The sequence below is a fragment of the Isoptericola sp. NPDC056578 genome (genome assembly GCF_042793275.1).
In the GTDB taxonomy this organism is placed as follows: domain Bacteria; phylum Actinomycetota; class Actinomycetes; order Actinomycetales; family Cellulomonadaceae; genus Isoptericola.
The window spans coordinates 26,810-47,566 of sequence record NZ_JBHTVC010000012.1 but is presented as its reverse complement, the minus strand read 5'-3'; the positions used below and the strand labels follow the sequence as shown (position 1 = coordinate 47,566).

Below are 20,757 nucleotides of genomic sequence, written 5' to 3'. Positions count from 1 at the left end.
ACGGAGGCGACGAGCTATGCCCGCAGCCAGGCGTCGTCGAAGCCGAAGTCCTTGAGCGCCTCGTCGAACGTCGTCGGGCCGTGCTCGTCCCGGAGTGTCGTCTCCAGCACGGAGCGGTGGGTGTCGTGCACCAGGACATCCCGGCGAGCGTGACGGTGTGGCGTCACCAGATCGGGCGGGTGAATCACGGTCAGGCCTTGGCGGTCTGCCGGCACCGCGGGTACTCGCTGCAGCCGAGGAACACCCCGTACTTGCCGGCACGCTGGACGAGCACACCGTCCTGGCACGTCGGGCAGCGGCGGGGAACCGGTTCGTCGTGTCCTGTCCCCCGGAATCGGGAGAGGTCATTGAAGACCACGTCGGGGTCGTCCTTGAGCTCGCGGACGAAGGACGACATCGCGCCTGCCACGGTGAAGAGGGTGACGCTGCGGCGGGCTCGGGTGAGTGCCACATAGAGGAGCCTGCGCTCCTCGGAGTGCTCGAACCCGTCATCCTCCGACATGGCGAGAGCCAGCACGGGGTCGTCCCTGAGGCCCGAGGGGAATCCGTGGCGGCCGGCGACCACCTTCGGCAGGACGACATGGTCCGCCTCAAGTCCCTTGGAGCGATGGATCGTGCGGAAGCTGACGTCGAGCCCAGGGACGGCCCCCGGCATCAGCTCATGGTCTCGTCGGTATCGCCCGAGCACGAAGGCCGAGCCTCCCGGCTCGCGGGAGGCCAGCTCCCGGAGATGGTCCCGGATGGCGCGGCGCAGCGCACCGTCGTCGTCGACACGCACGATCCTGACCTGCGGCCCGCTCGTCTGGTCCGCCGCCACCACGGTCTTCGGGATCTGGGCGGGGTTGCGCGACACGAACCTGCCGGCGACGTCGGCGATCGTCTGGGTGCAGCGGAACGTGCGCTGCAGGCGGACGGTCGTGGCCGGTCCGAAGAACTCGTCGAAGCTCGTCATCACCGACAGGTCGGCGCCCGCGAACCGGTTGATCGCCTGCCAGTCGTCCCCGACGGCGAGCAGGTGCTTGCCCCGCCCCTTCAGCAGCGCCCTCACCAGTCGGGCCCGGGCACGGCTGGAATCCTGGAACTCGTCCACGAGCACGAGGTCGTACCTGGCGAGGTTCTCGTCCTGCTCCACGTAGAGGGCGGCCTGGGCGAGCATCTCGTCGAAGTCGATGGCTTGCGCCTCCCGGAGGGCTTCGTCCCATGCGTCGTGGACCGGCCAATAGAGCTCGAGGAACTTCTGGGCGCGGATGTCGTCCCCAGCTACTCGCGCCGCGACATCCTCACGACTGAGGCCGTTGGACTTGACGTGGGTCATGAACGTCTTGATCAGCTGGGCGAGCGCGTCGTGCTCAATGACCATCTCGTCGGGCGACGGCTTGAAGCGCTCCGGGTCCCATCGGGGAATCAGCCCGCGGTCGCGCAGTTCCCGCTCGAGGTGCGCCAGACCGTCCCCGCTGACGACGTCGTGCCAGGTCGTCTCGACGAGATCGGTGCCGTGCTTTGCGTGCAGGCGCCGCTTCCACGCCATGGACTCGGCGTATCCCTTGAAGGAGTCCGGCGCCCTGCCGTGCGCGTCAAGGGCCCAGTGCTCGTGCCAGACATCGATCTCGGGATAGTGGAAGTCGGGCCGGTACTGGCTGTGCTTTGCCGTAGCGGTGTCGTGACTGTACGGCTCCTCGTACCGGTAACGGATACCGTGGAGAAGCAGCCAGTCCGCGATCAGCCTCTCGCCCTGGCTCCTGACCATGTCGCCCCGGAACGTCCGGAACCCTCGATACCGCCCGGGCTCGTACACGTCGTCCGGACGACCACCGTCGACACCGGCGCCGAGCCGTCCGAAGAGCAGGCGGAAGGCATCCCATGAATATCGGTAGCCGGGCGATTCCTCGCGGAGCACGTTCACGAGCTCAAGCACTTTAGCGTCCTCGCGGCTGTCCTCGACCCACTTCGCGATGCTCGGCTTCCGTCCGGTGGCTTCCCCGATCACGGCGCGACCGAACGAGTGGAAGGTCCGCGCCTCGAGGCCCTCGGACGGCAGGTCGAGGACGCCGAGTCGCTCTGCGACTCTCTCTCGCAACTCATCGGCTGCGTCAGCGTTGAACGCGAGCATCAGGATGCGGTGAGGTTCGACGAGCTTTTTCTCGATGGCGTAGGCCGCGCGGGCGACCATGACCGATGTCTTTCCCGATCCCGCGGCCGCGATGACCCGGACGCGGCTGTCGAAGGCCAACACGGCCGACGCCTGTTCGTCGGTCAGCGGCGACTTCTCGACCCTGTCGAAGAACGGCCTTCCCGCTGCCAGCGCCTGCCGCCGGATCGTCTCGTTCGCTGACGCGATGAATGCTCCGAGGTCACGCCCGACGAACTCGACGACCGCCTCGTCCTGCTCGGTGACCTGAGTCGCCCAAGCCAGTCGGATCGCCGGAGCGACGGGCCTCCGCCCTTCGATCTCCGTCACGGTGTCGTACGGGATCCACAGGTCCTTCGCCAGGTGAGCGGCGACGAGTTCGTCGAGCTCGCCTCGGTAGGCGTACGCAGGGGCGAGTGCCCGGAGCAGGGCAAGGCTCGCCCAGATCGAAAGCGCGTCTCGGATCCTGAGGCGCAATCGGCGGCGCTCGACGCCCTCCGTGGTGACGACGAGCCAGGGCAGCCATCTCCAGCGCACCGAGAGCTGGGACAGACCTGTTCCGACGAACGTCTCCCGCGTGCGGCCAGTCTCCAGAACCAGGGACGATCCCTGTCTGTCGAGGGTCCAGCGGTTGCCGACGCGTCCGCTGCCGCTCCACGTGTGACCTGTGGCCTCCGCCCCGTCCGCCGCAGTCGTCGGCTCGAAGAGCACGTCGGTCATCGATGAGTCCCCTTGCAGGTCACACGTGCGGAGGTGCCGGCTCGGCACCAGGTCGACGCGACCTTAGCCCCCCAGCTCGTGGGCCAGAGCCGGATCATGACGTCGACGCCTCGCCCTGGGCGGGTGAAGTTGTCACCGGTTTGTCCCTCACGGCGGGGTTCGCTACCACCCCCTACTAGCCTTCCGGTAGGTCCGGGCACGGGTGGCCCCGTCCAGGAGCCCAGCGCGCGGCTCGGGTCCAGTCCGGGAGAAGATGACCCGAGCGACGGTCGAGTTCTCAACCGTAAGCAGCGCCCGGCGGGCGACAGACGATGCAGCACGATCGAGGGGCAGACACGTGACAGCAGTGACGGAGTCACGGACGAAGGACTTCGAGGCGGCCCCTGGCTCGACGGTGGTGATCCGCGACGAGGAGTGGCTCGTCACCCAGGTGGAGCCGACGACGGACGGCCACTTCGTTCACGTCGTCGGCCTGTCCGGACTTGTCCGCGACACGGAGGCGACGTTCTCGACGGCGATCGACACGGTCGAGGTCGCCGACCCTGCGCACACGTCCGTCGTCGCGGACGACTCGCCGCGCTACCGGAAGTCCCGGCTCTGGCTGGAGGCGATGCTGCGCAAGACGCCGATCCCCATCGCGGACACGGCGCTGACGACGGCGCACCGCGCGCTCGCCGATCCGCTGCCGTACCAGTACAAGGCCGTGCAGCAGGCGCTCGACCCGGACAACCTGCGCCCGCGCATCCTGCTCGCCGACGCGGTGGGTCTGGGCAAGACGCTCGAGATCGGCATGATCCTCTCGGAGCTGGCCCGGCGGGGCCGCGGCGAGCGGATCCTCGTCGTGACGCCCAAGCACGTGCTGGAGCAGATGCAGTTCGAGCTCTGGACGCGCTTCGCGCTGCCGTTCGTCCGCCTCGACTCCACCGGCATCCAGCGCATCCGCCAGAAGCTCCCGGCCAACCGCAACCCGTTCGCGTTCTTCAAGCGGGTCATCATCTCGATCGACACGCTCAAGTCCGACCGGTACGTGGCACACCTGCGCAAGCACCGCTGGGACGCGGTGGTCATCGACGAGTCGCACAACGTCACCAACGCGGCGACGCAGAACTTCCGCCTCGCGACGATGCTCTCCCGCCAGACCGACGCCCTCATCCTCGCCAGCGCCACCCCGCACAACGGCGACCCCAAGTCGTTCGCTGCTCTGATCCGCATGCTCGAGCCATCCGCGGTCAAGCCTGACGGCGTCGAGCTCGACGAGGAGCAGGTCAAGCGGCTCATCATCCGCCGGCACCGACACTCCCCCGACGTCGCGTCCGTGGTGGGCTCGGACTGGGCGGAGCGGAAGGAGCCGGAGAACCAGCTCGTCCGCGCCTCGCCGGTCGAGGAGGAGATCGCCGTCGAGCTCGAGGACACGTGGCTGTGGCCGACCACGGGCGCGAGCCCCTACTCGGGCAAGGGCGGTGCCACGCTCTTCCCGTGGACGCTCGCCAAGGCGTTCCTCTCCTCCCCCGCCGCGCTCGAGGAGTCCGTCCGCAAGCGCCTGAAGTCGCTGGAGACCGGCAAGGACGAGGCTGGCGAAGACTCACTGGTCGCACCCGACGGCGAGGCCTCGGCCGACGACGAGCCCGCGGCCCCGCGCGGCCCCCGCGCGGGCGAGATCTCCGCCCTCGTCCGCCTGCACGACCTCGCGACCCGCTCGCTCGACGAGCCGTCCGCCAAGTACGACGCGCTGCTCGCGCACCTGAAGGACATCGGCGTCGGCAAGGGTTCGGAGATGCGCGCCGTCGTCTTCGCGGAGCGGGTCGCCACCCTGGGCTGGCTGCGGACCAAGCTGGCGAGCGACCTCAAGCTCTCCGACGAGAACGTCGTCGTGCTGCACGGCGGGCTGAGCGACGTCGAGCAGCAAGACGTGGTGGAGTCGTTCAAGCTCGGCTCGTCGCCGATCCGCGTGCTGGTGACCGGCGACGTCGCGTCCGAGGGCGTGAACCTGCACAGCCACTGCCACCACCTGGTGCACTACGACATCCCGTGGTCGCTCATCCGGATCGAGCAGCGCAACGGCCGCATCGACCGGTACGGGCAGAAGCACTCGCCGCAGATCACCACGCTGCTGCTGGACCCGCAGCGCACACGGCGGTTCGGCGGAGACATCCGCGTGCTGACCCGGCTCGTGGAGCGCGAGCACCACGCCCACGGGGCGCTCGGGGACACGGCATCGCTCATGGGCCAGTACTCGGTGGCGGCCGAGGAGAAGGCGATCGCGAACGTCCTGCGGCAGGCCGCCACGCTGGACAGCGTGGTCAAGGAGGTCGAGGACGTCGTTGCCGACGACGGCCCTGCCGGTCTCCTCGCCCGCCTCATGAACCTCGGCGCGACGACCAGTACGCCCGCGCCGGCCCCTGCGGAGAGCAGCACGGGCGGCCGCACGGGTGTGTACGACGACGAGCTGACGTTCCTGGAGGACGCGCTCACGCAGATCTACACGACCCCGGGCCAGGAGCCCAGCAACGGCGTCGCCTGGAAGAAGTACGCCAACCAGTCGATCGCGTCGCTCAAGCCGCCTCGCGACCTGCAGCAGCGCCTGGAGGTGCTCCCCCAGTCGTACCTCGCCGACCGTCGCGTCACGGAGACGCTGCGCCTCGCGACGTCGGTGGCGCAGGGATCGCAGGAGTTGACCAACGCCAAGAGTGTCGAGTCGACGTCGACGTGGCCGGAGGCGCACTACCTGGGGCCGTTGCACCCCACGGTCGACTGGGCAGCGGATCGCGCCCTCGCGTCGCTTGGCCGCAACCAGGTGTTCGCCGTGCGCGGCGACGTCGAGGAGCTGACGGTTCTGGTGCAGGCCGCCCTGTACAACGTGCGCGGCCAGGTGGTCGCGACGTCGTACCGGACGGTTGCCTTCCCGAACCCGGACAACCCCGGCTTCGCGCCGTCCGAGCCCCACGAGTCGGCCGCCGACGCCGTCGCGGCTCTCGCGCTGAGCAGCGCGAACACCGGCCCGATCCCGGACGCGGAGTCGCTCCAGCCGTTCGTGCGCGCGGCCGTGCGATCCGCCGAGAGCGCGGTCACCGACCAGATCGCCGCGATCGAGATCGAGACCCAGCAGCGCGTCGAGTCATGGCTGCGCCGCAGCCAGCACTGGCGGATGGAGGCGTCTGCGCTGCTGAGCCGCGAGGCGGGCGGCGCCCGCGCCGGCATCACGAGCCGGCAGTCCGACGTTGACGAGGAGACGCGCCTCGCGCGCGAGATGGCGCCGCAACGCACGCTGCTGCGGCCGCTGCTCGTCGTCGTCCCGAACCACACCGAGGAGACCCGCTGATGGCCGCCAGTGACGCGATCGTCGTCGGCGAGAACTGGATCAGCGAGCACTACTTCTCCACGGACGGCAAGCAGTCGTTCCAGACGAAGGTGCTGGAACGACGCAAGGCCTGGGACGACGCCGCGAAGGACGACCAGGTCACCACGCGGGCACGCTTTACCGCGGGCCGGTCGGAGCTCCTGTCCACGCTCGCGGGGCTCGGCGAGGAGGGCGGCCGGTCCGCCGACCTGCCAGAACTCTACGCACGCCTGCGCGACGCGCTCGGATATTCGACCGTCGCGCTGCAGTCCAAGCGGGTCGGCCCGGTCGAGTGGATCCACGCCACGGGGTTGGAGGCGACGCCCCCGCTGGTGATCGTCGAGGCCGTAGCGGTCAAGGACGTCGAGTCGCTGCTCGCCAAGGGCGACCCGGTCAAGCCCAACCGGCGGGACCGGACGCTCCTCGAGCCCTACGACGTGGACTCCACAACCCAGATCTTCTCGGTGGCGCGCCTGCTCTCGCACCTGTTCGTGCAGGACGACGGACCGGACTTCGCGCTCGTGCTGGCCGGCGGGTGGCTGCTGGTCGCCGAGAAGGCCCGCTGGGCCGAGGGACGGTACCTGGCCGTGGACCTGCAGCTCGTGGCCGAACGCGCCGACGACAAGCGCGGCGGCGAGACCGATCGCGCGCTGACGTGCGTGGGGGCGGCATCGCTTGCCCCGGACCCGGAGGGGAACCTCTGGTGGCCCGGCGTTCTTGAGGAGTCGGTGAAGCACACCGTCGGGGTCTCGAAGGACCTGCGCGAGGGCGTGCGGCTGTCCATCGAGATCATTGCCAACGAGGTGGTGCACCGCCGCGCCGCGCAGGGCCTGGAGCCCCTCCCCCAGGCGGAGGCGCAGGAGCTCGCCCGACACTCTCTGCGGTACCTGTATCGCATCCTCTTCCTGCTGTTCGCGGAGGCATCCCCGGAACTGGGCGTGCTGCCCGTCGGCGACCCGACGTACGAGCAGGGCTACAGCCTCGACCGGCTACGCGAACTGACGCTCGTGGAGATCGCCGGCCCGCGCGCCGAGGACGGCACGCACCTGTACCAGTCGCTAGCCACGCTGTTCCGGCTCGTCGATGAGGGGCACGACGGCGCGGCGGGCGCGCACCGGGTCGAGCGCGTCGACGACGAGGTCCGGCGTGTCGACGACGGCGCGGACGGCCTGACGTTCCAGCCGCTCAAGGCGGATCTGTTCCTGCCGAAGGCGACCGCGCATATCGACGCCGTCGGCCTGGGGAACGCGGCGCTGCAGCAGGTGCTCCGGCACCTGCTGCTGAGCAAGGAGTCGCGCGGCAAGGACCGTGGGTTCATCTCGTACGCCGAGCTCGGCATCAACCAGCTCGGTGCCGTGTACGAGGGCCTCATGAGCTACACAGGCTTCTTCGCGGAGGAGGACCTGCACGAGGTCGCGAAGGACGGGAACTCCGAGAAGGGCTCGTGGGTGGTGCCGGTCGTGCGGTCGCAGTCGATCGCGCCGAAGGACTTCGTCACCGCGCCCGACCCGGTGACCGGCGAGTCCAAGCCGGTGATCCACGAGCAGGGGACGTTCGTGTTCCGGCTGGCGGGCCGGGAGCGGCAGCAATCAGCGTCGTACTACACACCCGAGGTGCTGACCCGGTTCGCGGTGTCTCAGGCTCTCGTGGAGCTCATCGGCCCGGACGAGGTCAAGGTGGGCTCCGTCGAGTGGGAGGGCCGCGAGGTCCCCCGCAAGATGTCGGCCCGCGAGATCCTGGACCTCACGGTGTGCGAGCCGGCCCTCGGGTCCGGCGCTTTCGCCATCGAGGCGGTGCGCCAGCTCGCCGCCGCGTACCTCCGGCGTCGGCAGGAGGAGACCGGTGAGCGGATCGACCCCGACGAGTACGCCGCCGAGCTGCAGAAGGTCAAGGCGTACATCGCCCTGCACAACGTGTACGGGGTGGACCTCAACGGAACGGCTGTGGAACTCGCCGAGATCTCTCTGTGGCTCGACACCATGGGCAAGGGGCTCCAGGCGCCGTGGTTCGGCCTGCGCCTCCGGCGCGGGAACTCCCTCATCGGGGCCCGGCGCGCGGTCTACCGCCGCGATCAGCTCGCCAAGAAGGCGTGGCTGAACGCCGTCCCCGCGGACGTGCCGCTCGCGCCGTCCGACGACGACTCCGCGGCGGGCCAGGCGTCGTCGCTCGGGGACTCAGGGGGACGCATCCACCACTTCCTGCTGCCCGCCGCGGGGTGGGGCTCGGCCGTCGAGGCGAAGGAAGCCAAGGAGCTCGCCCCCGAGGCGCTGGCCCGACTCAAGGCGTGGCGCAAGGCGGTGCTCGTCACCCCGTCGAAGAAGCAGGCGGACGAGCTCGTCAACCTCGGCCACCGTGTCGAGGCTCTGTGGGACTTCGCCCACCAGCGGCTACGCATCGCCGACGACCAGATCCGCCGCTCCATCGACGTCTGGGGTGCCGACGACCTGCCCGTCGGCGGCGCCATCAGTCGCGAGCAGATCGAGCACGCCCTCGCCGATGCGAAGGGCGCCTACCAGCGGCTACGCCTCGTCATGGGCGCCTGGTGCGCTCTGTGGTTCTGGCCACTGACGGACGGGTTAACCCGGGTTAGCGCCGACGACGGCACCGAGATCCTCGTGGAGCCGCCGGACCTGGACGAGTGGCTCGCCGGTCTGCGCGCCGTCCTCGGCGTCCACGCCGAGACCGGTGCCTCCGGGCGCGGACGGAAGTGGACCGGCGGCGACCAGACCCTCGCCTCCACCGCCGACTGGGACGAGCTTAACGAGGCCGAAGATCTCGAGCTCTCCTTCGCCGGCGTCGCGTCGCCCGAGCGAGTGCTGCACGAGCACCCGTGGCTGGTCGTGTGCCAGCGGGTTGCTGCACAGCAGGGGTTCTTCCACTGGGAGCTCGACTTCGCGTCGGTGTTCGCGGCGCGCGGCGGGTTCGACCTCCAAGTGGGGAACCCGCCGTGGGTCCGCCCAGACTTTGACGAGGCTGCGGCGCTCGCCGAGTACGACATCGCGTTCGCACTCGAGGCCAAGATCGCGACCGCCCGAGCCAACGAGCTCCGGTCCGCGACACTCAACACCCTCGTGGCGCGGGACTTCTACCTCGACTCGCTGGTCTCGACGGTTGCGACGCGCGAGGCCGTTTCGAGCACACCTGACTACCCGCACCTCGCGGGCCTGCGCCCTGACCTCTACCGCTGCTTCATGGAGCAGACATGGCGCCACTCGTCGTCCCGAGGCATCGTTGGCCTCATCCATCCAGAAACGCACTTTACTGACGAAAACGCCGGGCAACTCAGATCATCAACATACCGTCGACTGCGTCAATTCTGGTATTTCAAGAACGCACGCCGGCTCTTTGAGATGGCAGTCGATAACTACTTCGGCATACACATCTATGCAAACAAGGCCGGCCCCGTTGGCTTTTCCATGGCATCGAACATCTATATCCCGGAAACTATCGTACGCTCACTCACCCACGATGGGTCCGGCGAACAGCCAGGCATCAAGGACGATCAGGGGAACTGGGACGCTCGACCTCATCGCGGCAGAATTGTCCATGTCACTGAGCGCACACTGGAATCTTGGCGCAACTTGCTCGAAGACCCGATCGAGCCGCCCGTCCGGTCCCGGATGGTGTTCTTGGTAAACGGCGTTACCTCAAGCGCCCTCACAAAGCTCGCATCGTCCTCGAGAATCGGCGACATTTCGGCAGTGCGATTCTCGCAGGGGTGGAACGAGACTACCGATTTCAAGGCAGGACATATAGAGAAGGTATGGGGAACGCCGGGATCGTGGCGTGACTCCGTACTTCAAGGACCACATCTGCATGTGGCTAACCCAGCGTTCAAGGTACCAAACTCGAGCATGCGGAATAAGCAAGATTGGTCTCCGGTTGACCATGAGGCGTTAGTCAGCGACGGGCTGCCCGCAACTTCGTACAAGCCGAGCGGGGTCCGTGACGAGTATGACGCGGCCTACGACCGTTGGCTGCCCGAGAGGCATCCGACCGCGGAAGGTCGCCTTCGCGCAACGGATGAATCTTCGTCGGCGCGCGACTATTATCGGGTTGCGTGGCGTTGCATGATGCGCGTTGATCGTGAGCGAAGCTTGATACCAGCCATGATCCCGCCAGGGCCCGCACACGTCGACGGCATATTTTCGGCTGGCTTGCCTGGATCCCCGCTCCAGGACCTCGTTGTCCTCGCTGCCGGATTCCATTCACTGGTTTCGGACTTTATTGTCCGCGCGGCCCCGAAGTCCACAATTAGAGCCAGCACCGCAGTCCGCCTGCCACGAATCGAACCCGGCGCACTTGCGCCCGAGTTGACCTTGAGAACTTTGCGCCTGAACTGCCTCACAGGGGCCTACGGCGAACTGTGGGCCGAATGCTACGACGAAGCGTTCGGCGACGACTCGTGGACCGGCCTTCCGGAGCGCACGGGCTGGGTGGACCTCGGCGACGTCGGCCCAGAGTGGACGCCGGAGACGCCGCTGCGCCGCGCGGAGGACCGCCGCCAGGCGCTCCTGGAGATCGATGCCCTGGTGGCCCTGTCGCTGGGTCTGACAGCGGACGAGCTGTGCACGATCTACCGCACCCAGTTCCCGGTCCTGTACGGCTATGACCGCAACCGCGACCACTACGACGAGAACGGCCGCCTAGTCCCGAACAGCGTCCTGACCACCTGGCGCAAGAAGGGCGGCAACGACGGCCACTTCACGGACGACGAGCTCACCGCCGTCCACCCGGGCAGCGGCGTCGCCTACACCTACGAGCTCCCCTTCCAGACCCTCGACCGTGAGGCACACATGCGCCAGGCCTACGCCGTGTTCGAGGCACGCCTGAACGAGAAAGAGTCGAAGTGACCGAGAACCCCGGCAGCGTCACTCCCCCGCCGCACCGGCCGCCCCCGTCGCCGCAGCAGCTCACGCCCCCGGCCACCGGGTATGCGCCGTCGGCGTCGTCCCCGGTGCCGCCGCCCCCGCCCGGTTACGGAACCCCCTCGTCCGCACTGCCTCCGCCGGTCCCGGGAACGGGAGCCTCCGGGCAGTACCCGTACCAGGCTGCAGCCCCGGTCCAGCCCGACCATCCCGTCTCGCAGGGTCAGCTCGCGCGGCCTGACAAGTCGATCGCCGTGACATACGTGCTCTGGTTCTTCCTCGGCGTCTTCGGCGTGCACCACTTCTACCTCGGCAAGATCGGGCGGGGCGTGGGATACGTCTTCACCGTCGGATTGTTCCTCGTGGGCTGGTTCATCGATCTGTTCACGCTTCCCGCTCAGGTCAGACAGATCAACACGATGCGCCAGGCGGGCCTCCGGTGACCCAGGCCATCGCCGACTGGTACGCCGACCCATCGGGCCGCCACGAGCTCCGCTACTGGGACGGTGTCCAGTGGACCCACCACGTCTCGTCCGGCGGACGCCCGGGCATCGACCGTCCCACGGCGCCAGCCTCCCCCGCCGCCGCCGCCACCACGGCGGGCGGCGCGACCGGCGGCAGCAAGAACATTCGTCGTCAGGCCGAAGGAGCGGGCGCCGTCGACTCGGGGGCGGGCCCGTCGTCCGCCATCTCCGTGGACTCGCTGTTCACGGAGCAGGTGCTGGTCGTCAACCAGAAGGCCAAGCTCTACGAGGTCAAGGCGGAGTACACCGTCTACGACCAGCACGGGAGACGCATCGGTGGCGTGCGCGAAGTCGGGCGCAACCTGGCGACGAAGATGCTGAGCTCGGGCAACCAGTCCCGAACGGTCCGGCTCCAGGTCGTGGATCTCGCCGGCAACGTCCGCCTCATGATCACCCGCCCCTCGTCGGCCTGGAAGTCCACGGTGAACGTGGTGCGCGGTGATGGCGGTGCGGTCGGCCAGGTCGTCCAGAAGACCCTCGGGCTGGTCGGCAAGGTCCGCTTCGACCTGGTCGTGGGTCGCGAGGTGGTCGGATCGATCAACGCCGAGAGCTGGGGAGTCTGGGACTTCAGCGTTCAGGACGCCGAAGGCGGCGAGCTCGCTCGCATCACGCGGACCTGGGGCGGCTTCAAGGAGCGCTTCACCAGCGCCGACAACTACGTCGTGCAGATCCACCGGCCGCTTGAGGAACCGCTCCGGTCCCTCGTCGTCGCGGCCGCGCTCGCCGTCGACACCGCGCTCCAGCAGAAGACCGGCGAACGGCGGAGCCGTCGATGACACGGACGGTGCTTACCGACGAGCAGGTGGTCGAGGTCCGCGAACGGTACGCGGCGGGCGCGAGGCAGGTCGACCTCGCCGCTGAGTTCGGCATCAGCCAGAACGCGGTGTCGAGCATCGTCGTCGGCCGTTCCCGACTGGCTGCCGGCGGGCCGATCTCACCGGGGAAGGCGCGCAAGCTGACCCCGGAGGACGTGCTCGCGATCCGCGAGGCAGCCGCTGCCGGCACGCCTTTCGGCGACCTGACGACCCGGTACGGCGTCAGCCCGCAGATGATCACCAACGTGGCCACGGGGCGCGCGTTCGCCGACCTCGGCGGTCCACGCACGCAGCCACGGCCCGTCCGAGCCGCCCACCTGACCGCCGAGCAGCACGCTGAGATTCGCAGACGCGTCGCGGCCGGCGACAAGCGGCCGGACATCGCCGCTGCATTCGGGATCTCGCGGTGGACGGTCGACTCGGTCATGCGGTCGAAGAACATGGAACGGGAGCCCGCCGGCCGACGGTACGACCGCGACGATGTCCGCCGCATGCGGACCCTCTACAGCGAGGGCAGGTCCCAGGAGTCCATCGCCCGCGAGTTCGAGTGCGACCAGCAGATGGTGTCGCAGATCGTCCGTGGCCTGATGTACCGGAGCTTCGGTGGCCCGATCGCCGAGGCGGCGCGGCGTCGGCTGACGCACGACGAGGTCCGTGCCATCCGCGCGGCTTACGCCGCGGGTACCGACCTGGACGAACTGGCCACGAGACACGACCTCGACCGCGTCGTCGTGAAGCACGTCGTCACCGGCAAGACCTATCCGTCGACGCGCTGACGCCCGTCATTGTCCGAACGGCCACGTGTCGTCAGGCCGTGTGCTGCCCTCCACCTGTGACAGCCCGTTCGACAGCGACGGCATCGAACGGCAACACCGTCCAGCCTGCCGCCTGAAGCTCCGCGTGCTCGTCCGGCGAGGAGCTGTCGGGCAGCACGACCAGGTGTTGGGCGGGCCAGCACAGAGAGACAGGGATGCCGTCGGCGATCTCGTCGCCCACCACCGGCACCGGCACCACACCCGAGTCCGCGAGCGCCCGCAGCAACACCGTCTCGTCGTCATCAGCCGCACGCATGGCGTCAGCCCACTCCTCGGGGAGGTCCGCTGTGGCAGCCTGCTGCTCGTGCTCGGCCGCGATCACCGTCGCGAACGTCTCGGCGGTGGACTCGTCCATCCAGTAGGAGCTCGGATCGCCGGGGATGAACCGGGACGGCATCACGTGCCCGAATCGGCGCGCTGCCCGGTCCGTGAACGCGAGCGCACCCGCGACGCTGCGGGTGTTCGGCAGTCCGACACTCTCGGCGAGGACCGGAGCAGGGATCGGTTCCGGTGCCCGCTCGGTCAGAGCGGCGAAGATGCGTCGCGCATTGTCACCGATCTCCGACCAGTAGGCCGCGGCGTCGTCGATGTCGGTCTCCGGGTCCCACCGGTCCACGACCCCGTCCGCCTCCGCTGTCACGGGCTCCGGACGGTAGAGCTGCCGCACGTCGGCGAGCCGGCGTCCGTCTTCGAGGGTCCAGAACGTCCAGCCGTTCGTGACCGCACCCTTGACGTGCCGACCGGCGCTCGACGGGCTCGAGAACGTCGTGTCGCCCACCCTGAGCCCGCCGTCATCGGTGATGACGGCCGGCGTCTGGTCCCACGCCCCGGGACGCGGCGCGACCGTCGTTCCCGGGACGAGGTGCCCTGCCCGGACAAGATCGCCGACGCTGATGCTCGTCTGCCCGCTCGTCCGGGCGTCGGTCACCTCGCCGCTGTGCCCTTCCGGCACCGGCCATACGGTGAGCATGCCGTCGAGCAGCACCTGCGTACGGATGTCGATCCGCTGCTCGTCCCATTCGTCGCCCGCCGCGGCGAGCAGGCGGCTGTTCAGCAGGAGCACGTCGTGCTGCGCGATCTTCGTCCGCTTCCCCCCGCGTCCTGGCCATGCGGCGTTCGACGCCGACGAGTTCAGCTTGGATGTCAGCAGGGTGAGGTTGCCCAGGCGGTGCACGTGTGCGTTGCGATCGATCTCCGCCTCGAGACCGTCGACAGGCCACTTCTTCTCCCACGACTGGGGGAGCACGTGCTCGATCGGGTACGTCCCACGCACCACCTGCTGGGCGTCGTACTCCGCACGCAAGCCGCCCTCGGCCGCCTCGAGCAGCATCCGCAACCTCGAACGGGAGAACCGTCGATAGACACGTTCCTCCGTCAGCGACTGTCGGATCTCCGCGTCGCCGGGCCAGTACGTGGACGACACCCGGAACGACCTCAACGTGGCCTCGACGCGCTGTATCAGTTCGTCCGCGGGGACACCCTGCGTCGCGCGGAGCAGGTCGGCGACCGCGCGCCCCAGCGAGCTGGTGACGAGGTGCAGCATCGTGCGACGTACCAGCCAGCTCTCCACGCGCTGCACGACACCGTCGATCACGTCCTGCGGCAGCGGCGTGCCCGGCTGGTGGAGGCGCAGAAGGATCGGCGTCAACGACTCCGACCCGATGGCCCGCATCCGGTACATGCACATCTGCACCGGGTCGAGGGTGCGGTGCGGGTCGGCGGCAGCCCGCGTCCAGTCCTCGTAGAGCTCGGCCTGGGACCGCATGTCCGTCAGGACGTCGAGCATCGGGCGCCCGGCCTCGTGCTCCATGTAGTGCTTGAAGCGCGAGAACGTCGCGCGGGGGCGGACCTCCTCGGCGACGGTCGCCGCGAGCCACTGGTTGAGGAACAGCGCCGCGTGCGTCGTGGTGGTCCGCCCGTAGGCGATCTCCGTCTCCCAGAACTTGGTGTCGAACGGCCAGACCTGCGAGTACGCCGCCCGGGCATCGGCGCCTTCCTTGGACAGGCGCTGGAACACGAGGTTCTTCACCAGGTCAGCGGCGGTCAGCGGTGTCCCGCGGGCGTTCAGCGTCTCGAAGATCGCCTGCGAGTCCTCGCTCGCCTGCAGGTCGATCACCACGAGCTGAAGGCCGTGGGACAGCACACCCGCAAGGACGTCCGCACGCCTCTCGACGACCGCGGGCGTCGGAACACCGCCGTCGTGGTCGGGGAGGTCGAGCCACTGCGCGACCTGGCGGACGAAGTACCCGTGCGCCATGGCGACGCGCGATGACGCATGCGTCAGGTTCTCGTGCGCCACCGGCAGCTCGGCGTTCATGACCTCCTCGAACGCGGCCCTGTCCCTGTTCGTGTGCCGCACCTTGAGCCGGTCCGCCTCGTCCACCACGAACGCCGGCGCGTTGTGCGTCAACGCCCCGAGCTGCTCAGCAAAACGGTCCATGCCTCGTTCCTCGAAGACGGCTCCGGCGGCGTCCATGAGGAGCTGCAGGGTCGTCAGCCGCTGCTGGCCGTCGATGACGTTCCGCACCGCCAGGTTGCCCATCGGAGTCTCCGAGGCCTGCATGACGATCGCGCCGAGAAAGTGCGTCGCCCCGTAGCCGGTGGGCTCCTGCCGGAGCGTCGCGAGCCGCACGACGTCCTGCCACAACGGCTCCCATTGCTCTTCCTCCTCCCACACGTAGGGCCGCTGGAAGAGCGGCACCACGATCTGCTGGGGCTGGATGAAGATCGCCTGGGGAGTGCGAACGTTGGTGTCCACGCCGGGTCTCGTCTCCTGTCGACACAAGTGCGGCCGTTCGATCACGGGACCGCGTCCTGCCGTGCAAGGCTACCGATCCGTGCCACGGGCGGGGCACCGGTGTCGGGTGATGTCCACGTCGACCAGGGACGATGTCGGTGCCAACCGGTACTCCTTGAGCATTCCCATCGCGACGACGCAGCAGGAGAGACAGTGGCCACCGCTCACGTTCCACGGACGTCCCCGCTCCACCTTCAGGTTCGCGAAGCGCTCGAGCGCGAGATCGAGGCGACCATGTGCCGCCTCACCGAGGATCGCGTGGGCGCGATCGTCGACGAGGTGCTCGATCGATCCGCGCACGATGGGGACACGTCGTCGCCCGCCTCGCAGTTCGAAGGATTCGTCAACAGCGTGACGATCGAAGGGGTGCGATCGTTCGGGCCGCCCGAGACCTTTTGCCTTTCCCGGGGTCTCACCCTCGTGTTCGGCCCCAACGGCGTGGGCAAGACGAGCATCACCGACGCGCTGGAACTCTTCGAGCACGGGGAGACCTCCCGCCAGCTCCGCGGCGGCCAGGAGACGTCCGACAAGACCCACGTGCCACACCTCCGGTCAGACGGCGAACGTGGCGCCGCTCCCCACGTCGTCCTGACGTGGTGCACGAGCCGAGACGCCGACGACGTCCAGACGCAGCGCTGGGAGTGGGGCGATCCGGGGCACCTCTCACGGGAGGTGCCGCTCGCGATCGTCGCACGGCGGACGATCCGTCAGCCCTTCGACGCCAAGGCCGGTGAACGCATCGAACAGCTCGGCCGCGCGGCGGGGCTCGAAACCGTCGCCGAATGGAGCGCGGCGGCGAACGAATTGCCGAAGATGGCGACGGAACACGCGCCGCTCACTCAATCGCTGGAGTCGTTCGTCCCCGACCTGCTGCGCGACGTCGACAAGGACGCCACCCTGCTCGACGTCGAGGCGCTCACCGGCCACATCCGGCGCTCGTACGTCGAGACCGCTCGCCGCAAGCACCCCTCCTTCGGGGCGCTTCCGGAGGCCCCGGCCACGCCGGAGGCTCCCGAGCCGCACCATCTGCGTGAGTTGGCGGAGAAGGTCAGCGATGCCAAGGAACGGATCCAGGCGATTCCCCAGAGCGATGCCGCGGACCTCGTCCCGCTCATGCTGAAGTATCTCGAGGTGGCACAGGTCGAGGAGACCTGTCCCACCTGCGCCGACGGCACCTTCACCGCGAGTCGCAGGCAGGAGATCGACGACCTGCTCGCCCTGCACACAGCCCGGCGCAAGGCGGAGGAGCATCTTGCCGGCGCACGCGGCCGTCTCACAGGCGAGGCCACCTCGCTCCTCGGGCGGCTCGGATGCGCGACCGTCGCCCCGCACCTCGCCGACGGCGTCGAGCACGACGACGCGCTCGTCATGGCGTGGACCGAGGTCGTTCGCACGCACACGGAGTGGACGTCCGCACAGGACGACGCGCGGTCCGCGCTCGGCCGTGTCCGACAGGAACCGGGCGACGCAGTGGCCGCGCGGCGTGCAGTCGAGACGATCGATGCGCTCGCGCAGATCGCGGAGGAGTGCGGAGATGCCGCGCGCGCATGGCAAGAGGCGGAGGTGTCGTTCCGAACGACTGAGCAGCACGAGCACGACGACGTGGCCCGACGCGCACGCATCATCGATGGCCGCGAGGACGAGCTCGCCCGCGCGGTGCTCGAACGACGGCGCGCCGATCTCCTTGCGAAGACGATCAAGAAGGCGGTCGCCCACCTCAAGTCCCGGACCACCGCACACTTCGATGCAGAGATCGACGTGCTCGAGTCCTCGATCCGCGAGTGGACCACGATCCTCAGCCCGCCGGACACGCCAGCCGTCGAGCTGAGGGCCACGCCACCCCGAGGGCGGGGCACGTCTCCCACCCTGACGTACTCGGCGGGGTCGGAGGACCACCACGTCAGCGGCCGGTACTCCGACTCGCAGCTGGAGACGCTCGGCATGGCGATCCGGCTCGCCCGCGCCGAGCGCGAACAGCCGGGCGGGCTCGTCGTGCTGGACGATCCGTCCGACGTCCTCGACGAGGACACCACCCGGCAGCTCGTGACCGACGGCCTCGACCGCCTGCTCACGCGGGGCCACCAGGTCCTCGTCCTCACGCACGACAGGGCTCTGACACGCGCCGTGTGGGCACGGATCGGTGACTTTGCCGACCCGGTCGAGCACCACCTCGTCGAGACCGCCAGGCACGGCGAGGACCGCGTTGCACGGTTCGCCGCTCGTGACCTGGCCGGAATCCTCGCGCGCCTCGAGGAGGTCCTCGACGACGGACAGGACCGCCACGGGCCGTTCGACGACTGGCAGACCTGGCGCGTCAACGCCGCCGGCAACCTCCTGCGGCAGGCGATCGAGGCAACTCTGGCCGAGGTCGAGCAAGTGTTCGACAGCGTCATCTCCGGCCGCCCAGCGGCATGGAAGGATGCCGACTCCCTCACGAGGCGTTGGGAACGGATGCGCGAAGACCTCGAGAAGAGACATTCGGAGCTGGAACGGTGCGAGAGCGGCCGTTGCCGCACCGGCCTGGGCGACCTGAACACCCTGATGAACCAGGTCGCCGACATCTATTCAATGGGTATCAACGAGGCGAGCCACCCGGACGTCGTCCTCCCAACCCTCCGGGCGGTCCGCTTGCGGAAGGCAGCCCTTGCGAAGGTCGCTAGCTTGCTCAGACCGAGCAGCGGGGTGCACGCCGACCGTCACCTCACCTGCAAGGCTGCCGTTGCCCTCAGCCACGCAGCAGGGTGCGCTGGGGGCCCCGGCATCGACACCGGCTCCCTCGCGGAGGCCTCGTGACCGACCACCGTTGCGCGCCCGCTTCGACCCGGCGGTAATGGACGATCTAGACGATGCTCGCGATGGTCTGCCGAACCTGCTGCTCCTCAGGGCGCCGACACCATGGCGAAGGCCGACAGGATCCCGGCAGCGTAGGCGGCCGAGCAGTACGCAGGTTCGACCGAACTCGCGGCATTTCTCTCCCACAACGCGCCCGCTGATCGTCGGCGACGCACCCGTGGCGGTCACCAGCATCGACGACAGCCTGGCGGAGTCGGGGATCAGCGACTAGGCCGACACGGTGCCCGCGGAGCTTTAGATGGGGCTTCGGCGGAATCGAGGCGATCTTCACCCTCTTGCTCAGTGCCGAACGACGACGTCTCGGCCCGGATCCCGAGGTACTCGATATCTCGATCGTATGGAGGTCGCGGCGATCGAGAAGACCGTCCTGTGGCGAGTCGAGTACCGGGTGAACATGCGCGACGCGCACGCGGACGACGATTCCTCCGATCGCGACGTGTTCTGTGTCCGCGCGGCCTACGCGGTGTGCTCGCCCCGGACGTCGAGCTCGAGGACCAGGGAACCCTCGTCAGGATTCTCTGGCCGCACGCCCGAGCCGAACTGGTTGCGCAGGCGCCGCCCGTCGCGGGTGAGGGCCTCAACCTTCCGACGGACCTGGACGTCACGGCCTCTGTGCCCGTTGCCACACCGGTGGTCCGGCGCATCCAGCCTGAGCCGGGCTGCGCCGCGTGATCCTAGGCATCGTCACCTTCCACGTTCTTCCAGAAGTCGTCGTCGATGACAATCGGCGAGTCCTCTGCTCCGGAGTCGGACGACGCGCCGAAACGCTCGACGACGGGGATGTCCCCGGCGTCCGCAAGGTCGGGATACTTCGCCAGCAGGAAGCGCCGCCGGTAGGCGATGTCAGCTGAGTCGACGACTGCCTCCAGCGTGGACCAGTTCATGGTTGCTCCGACGATGACTCCAGCCACCGGCAGCAGTTTCCCCAGGGACCGCTTCGTGAATCGAAGGGACAACCGAGCGGCGATCTCCTTCGCGACCTTGACCAGGAATGACTCGCCGAGCTTCTGCCAGGTCGCGCCCCGCATGAGGAGCTGCGTCAGCCGCGCGATGTCTCGGAACGCTGCCTCCTTCGCGACGGTCGAGCTCGCGGTACCGAGGTTGATCACGGAGTTGACGAAGATCTTCTCCTCCGGTCGCTCCGGGTCGTACCCGTACGAAAGCGCCACGGCACCGACTGCTCGCGAGGCGAGACCGATGACGACCGCGACGTCCGCGGCCATCGAACCGACGACGACGGCCCCGCCTGGACCGGATGTCACGCCTGATCCGACACCGACCTCGCCGCCGGTGATGGCCAGTCCTGTCGCTGCGCCGGACGTTGCTCCGAGGCCGGCATACATCAGGTCCAGGTTCCTCCTCCTGACTCGGTCCACCTGCTTCAGGTCGAGGGACCGGACGTCACTCAACGTCTCGATGGGATGACCGCATTTCACGTGCTTCGCCACGACACCGTCGGGGGTAAGACCGAGGCGACTGACGCGAGCTACTGTCTTTCCGGCGGACTCCAGTGCCTCGCCCGCCCAGTCCGCGGATCGCTTTCGCAGGTCCTCCGGGATGGTGTCCTTGGCTCGCTTAGCGGCGTCCTTGACCGAGGACCCTGCCTTGACGAGGTGCGGTGATCGGCGGGCGACCTCTGCAGCCCTGCCTGCGACTGCTCGCGCCGCGTCCGCGGACTTCTCCTCGATGAACCGGCTGGCCTTCCGGGTCGGCCGGGCCTTGCCATCGACGAGGTCGTTCCATGCCTGCATCTCGTACTCGGTCGGCTGTCCCACGCGCCGATGCTGACAGACGACCCACGTGGTCGGTGCCGCGCTGTGCCGATTTCACCCTCCCGGGAGTTGCTGTCATTTCAACGATTCCGCGCCCGAGGTGCTGGCGACTCCGGCAAGTTGCCCCG

The 20,757-nt window shown here is 68.7% G+C and carries 9 protein-coding genes; 6 read left to right on the top strand and 3 right to left on the bottom strand.

The genetic code is table 11. The features are described 5' to 3' along the window. Nucleotides 1–190: 190 nt before the first annotated feature. A complete protein-coding gene (locus ACFQ80_RS07085) occupies nt 191–2,848 on the bottom strand; it encodes a UvrD-helicase domain-containing protein (protein WP_430563132.1) in 2,658 nt (885 codons plus the stop codon). A 337-nt stretch (nt 2,849–3,185) separates the two neighbouring features. Here ACFQ80_RS07085 and ACFQ80_RS07080 point away from each other — a divergent pair, with 337 nt between their 5' ends. From ACFQ80_RS07080 to ACFQ80_RS07060, 5 genes are read left to right on the top strand one after another with little or no spacing between them, the layout of a single operon-like run. Continuing rightward, nucleotides 3,186–6,167: a helicase-related protein gene (locus tag ACFQ80_RS07080; RefSeq protein ID WP_430563131.1), complete on the top strand. Its 2,982-nt coding sequence runs from the start codon at nt 3,186–3,188 to the stop codon at nt 6,165–6,167. Then, nucleotides 6,167–11,038, top strand: a complete 4,872-nt coding sequence (locus tag ACFQ80_RS07075) for a class I SAM-dependent DNA methyltransferase (protein WP_430563130.1) — start codon at nt 6,167–6,169, stop codon at nt 11,036–11,038. The genes ACFQ80_RS07080 and ACFQ80_RS07075 overlap by 1 nt, the downstream gene beginning before the upstream one ends. Continuing rightward, on the top strand, nt 11,035–11,496 hold the full coding sequence (locus tag ACFQ80_RS07070) for a TM2 domain-containing protein (protein WP_430563129.1): 462 nt from the start codon (nt 11,035–11,037) through the stop codon (nt 11,494–11,496). The genes ACFQ80_RS07075 and ACFQ80_RS07070 overlap by 4 nt, the downstream gene beginning before the upstream one ends. Further along, nucleotides 11,493–12,353 (top strand): phospholipid scramblase-related protein, encoded by an 861-nt coding sequence (locus tag ACFQ80_RS07065; protein WP_430563128.1) that lies wholly within the window; start codon nt 11,493–11,495, stop codon nt 12,351–12,353. The genes ACFQ80_RS07070 and ACFQ80_RS07065 overlap by 4 nt, the downstream gene beginning before the upstream one ends. Beyond that, nucleotides 12,350–13,168, top strand: coding sequence for a hypothetical protein (locus ACFQ80_RS07060; RefSeq protein ID WP_430563127.1), 819 nt, complete (start codon nt 12,350–12,352; stop codon nt 13,166–13,168). The genes ACFQ80_RS07065 and ACFQ80_RS07060 overlap by 4 nt, the downstream gene beginning before the upstream one ends. Nucleotides 13,169–13,199: 31 nt before the next feature. On the opposite strand, the gene ACFQ80_RS07055 is transcribed toward ACFQ80_RS07060, so the two are convergent. After that, complete coding sequence (locus ACFQ80_RS07055; protein WP_430563126.1) at nt 13,200–15,911, bottom strand: DUF262 domain-containing protein; 2,712 nt, start codon at nt 15,909–15,911, stop codon at nt 13,200–13,202. Between the two features lie 246 nt (nt 15,912–16,157). On the opposite strand from ACFQ80_RS07055, the gene ACFQ80_RS07050 reads away from it, so the two are divergent. Next, on the top strand, nt 16,158–18,797 hold the full coding sequence (locus tag ACFQ80_RS07050; RefSeq protein WP_430563125.1) for an AAA family ATPase: 2,640 nt from the start codon (nt 16,158–16,160) through the stop codon (nt 18,795–18,797). Nucleotides 18,798–19,531: 734 nt separating this feature from the next. Here the strand turns inward: ACFQ80_RS07050 and ACFQ80_RS07045 are convergent. Next, on the bottom strand, nt 19,532–20,632 hold the full coding sequence (locus tag ACFQ80_RS07045; protein WP_430563124.1) for an EcsC family protein: 1,101 nt from the start codon (nt 20,630–20,632) through the stop codon (nt 19,532–19,534). Between the last annotated feature and the right edge of the window lie 125 nt (nt 20,633–20,757).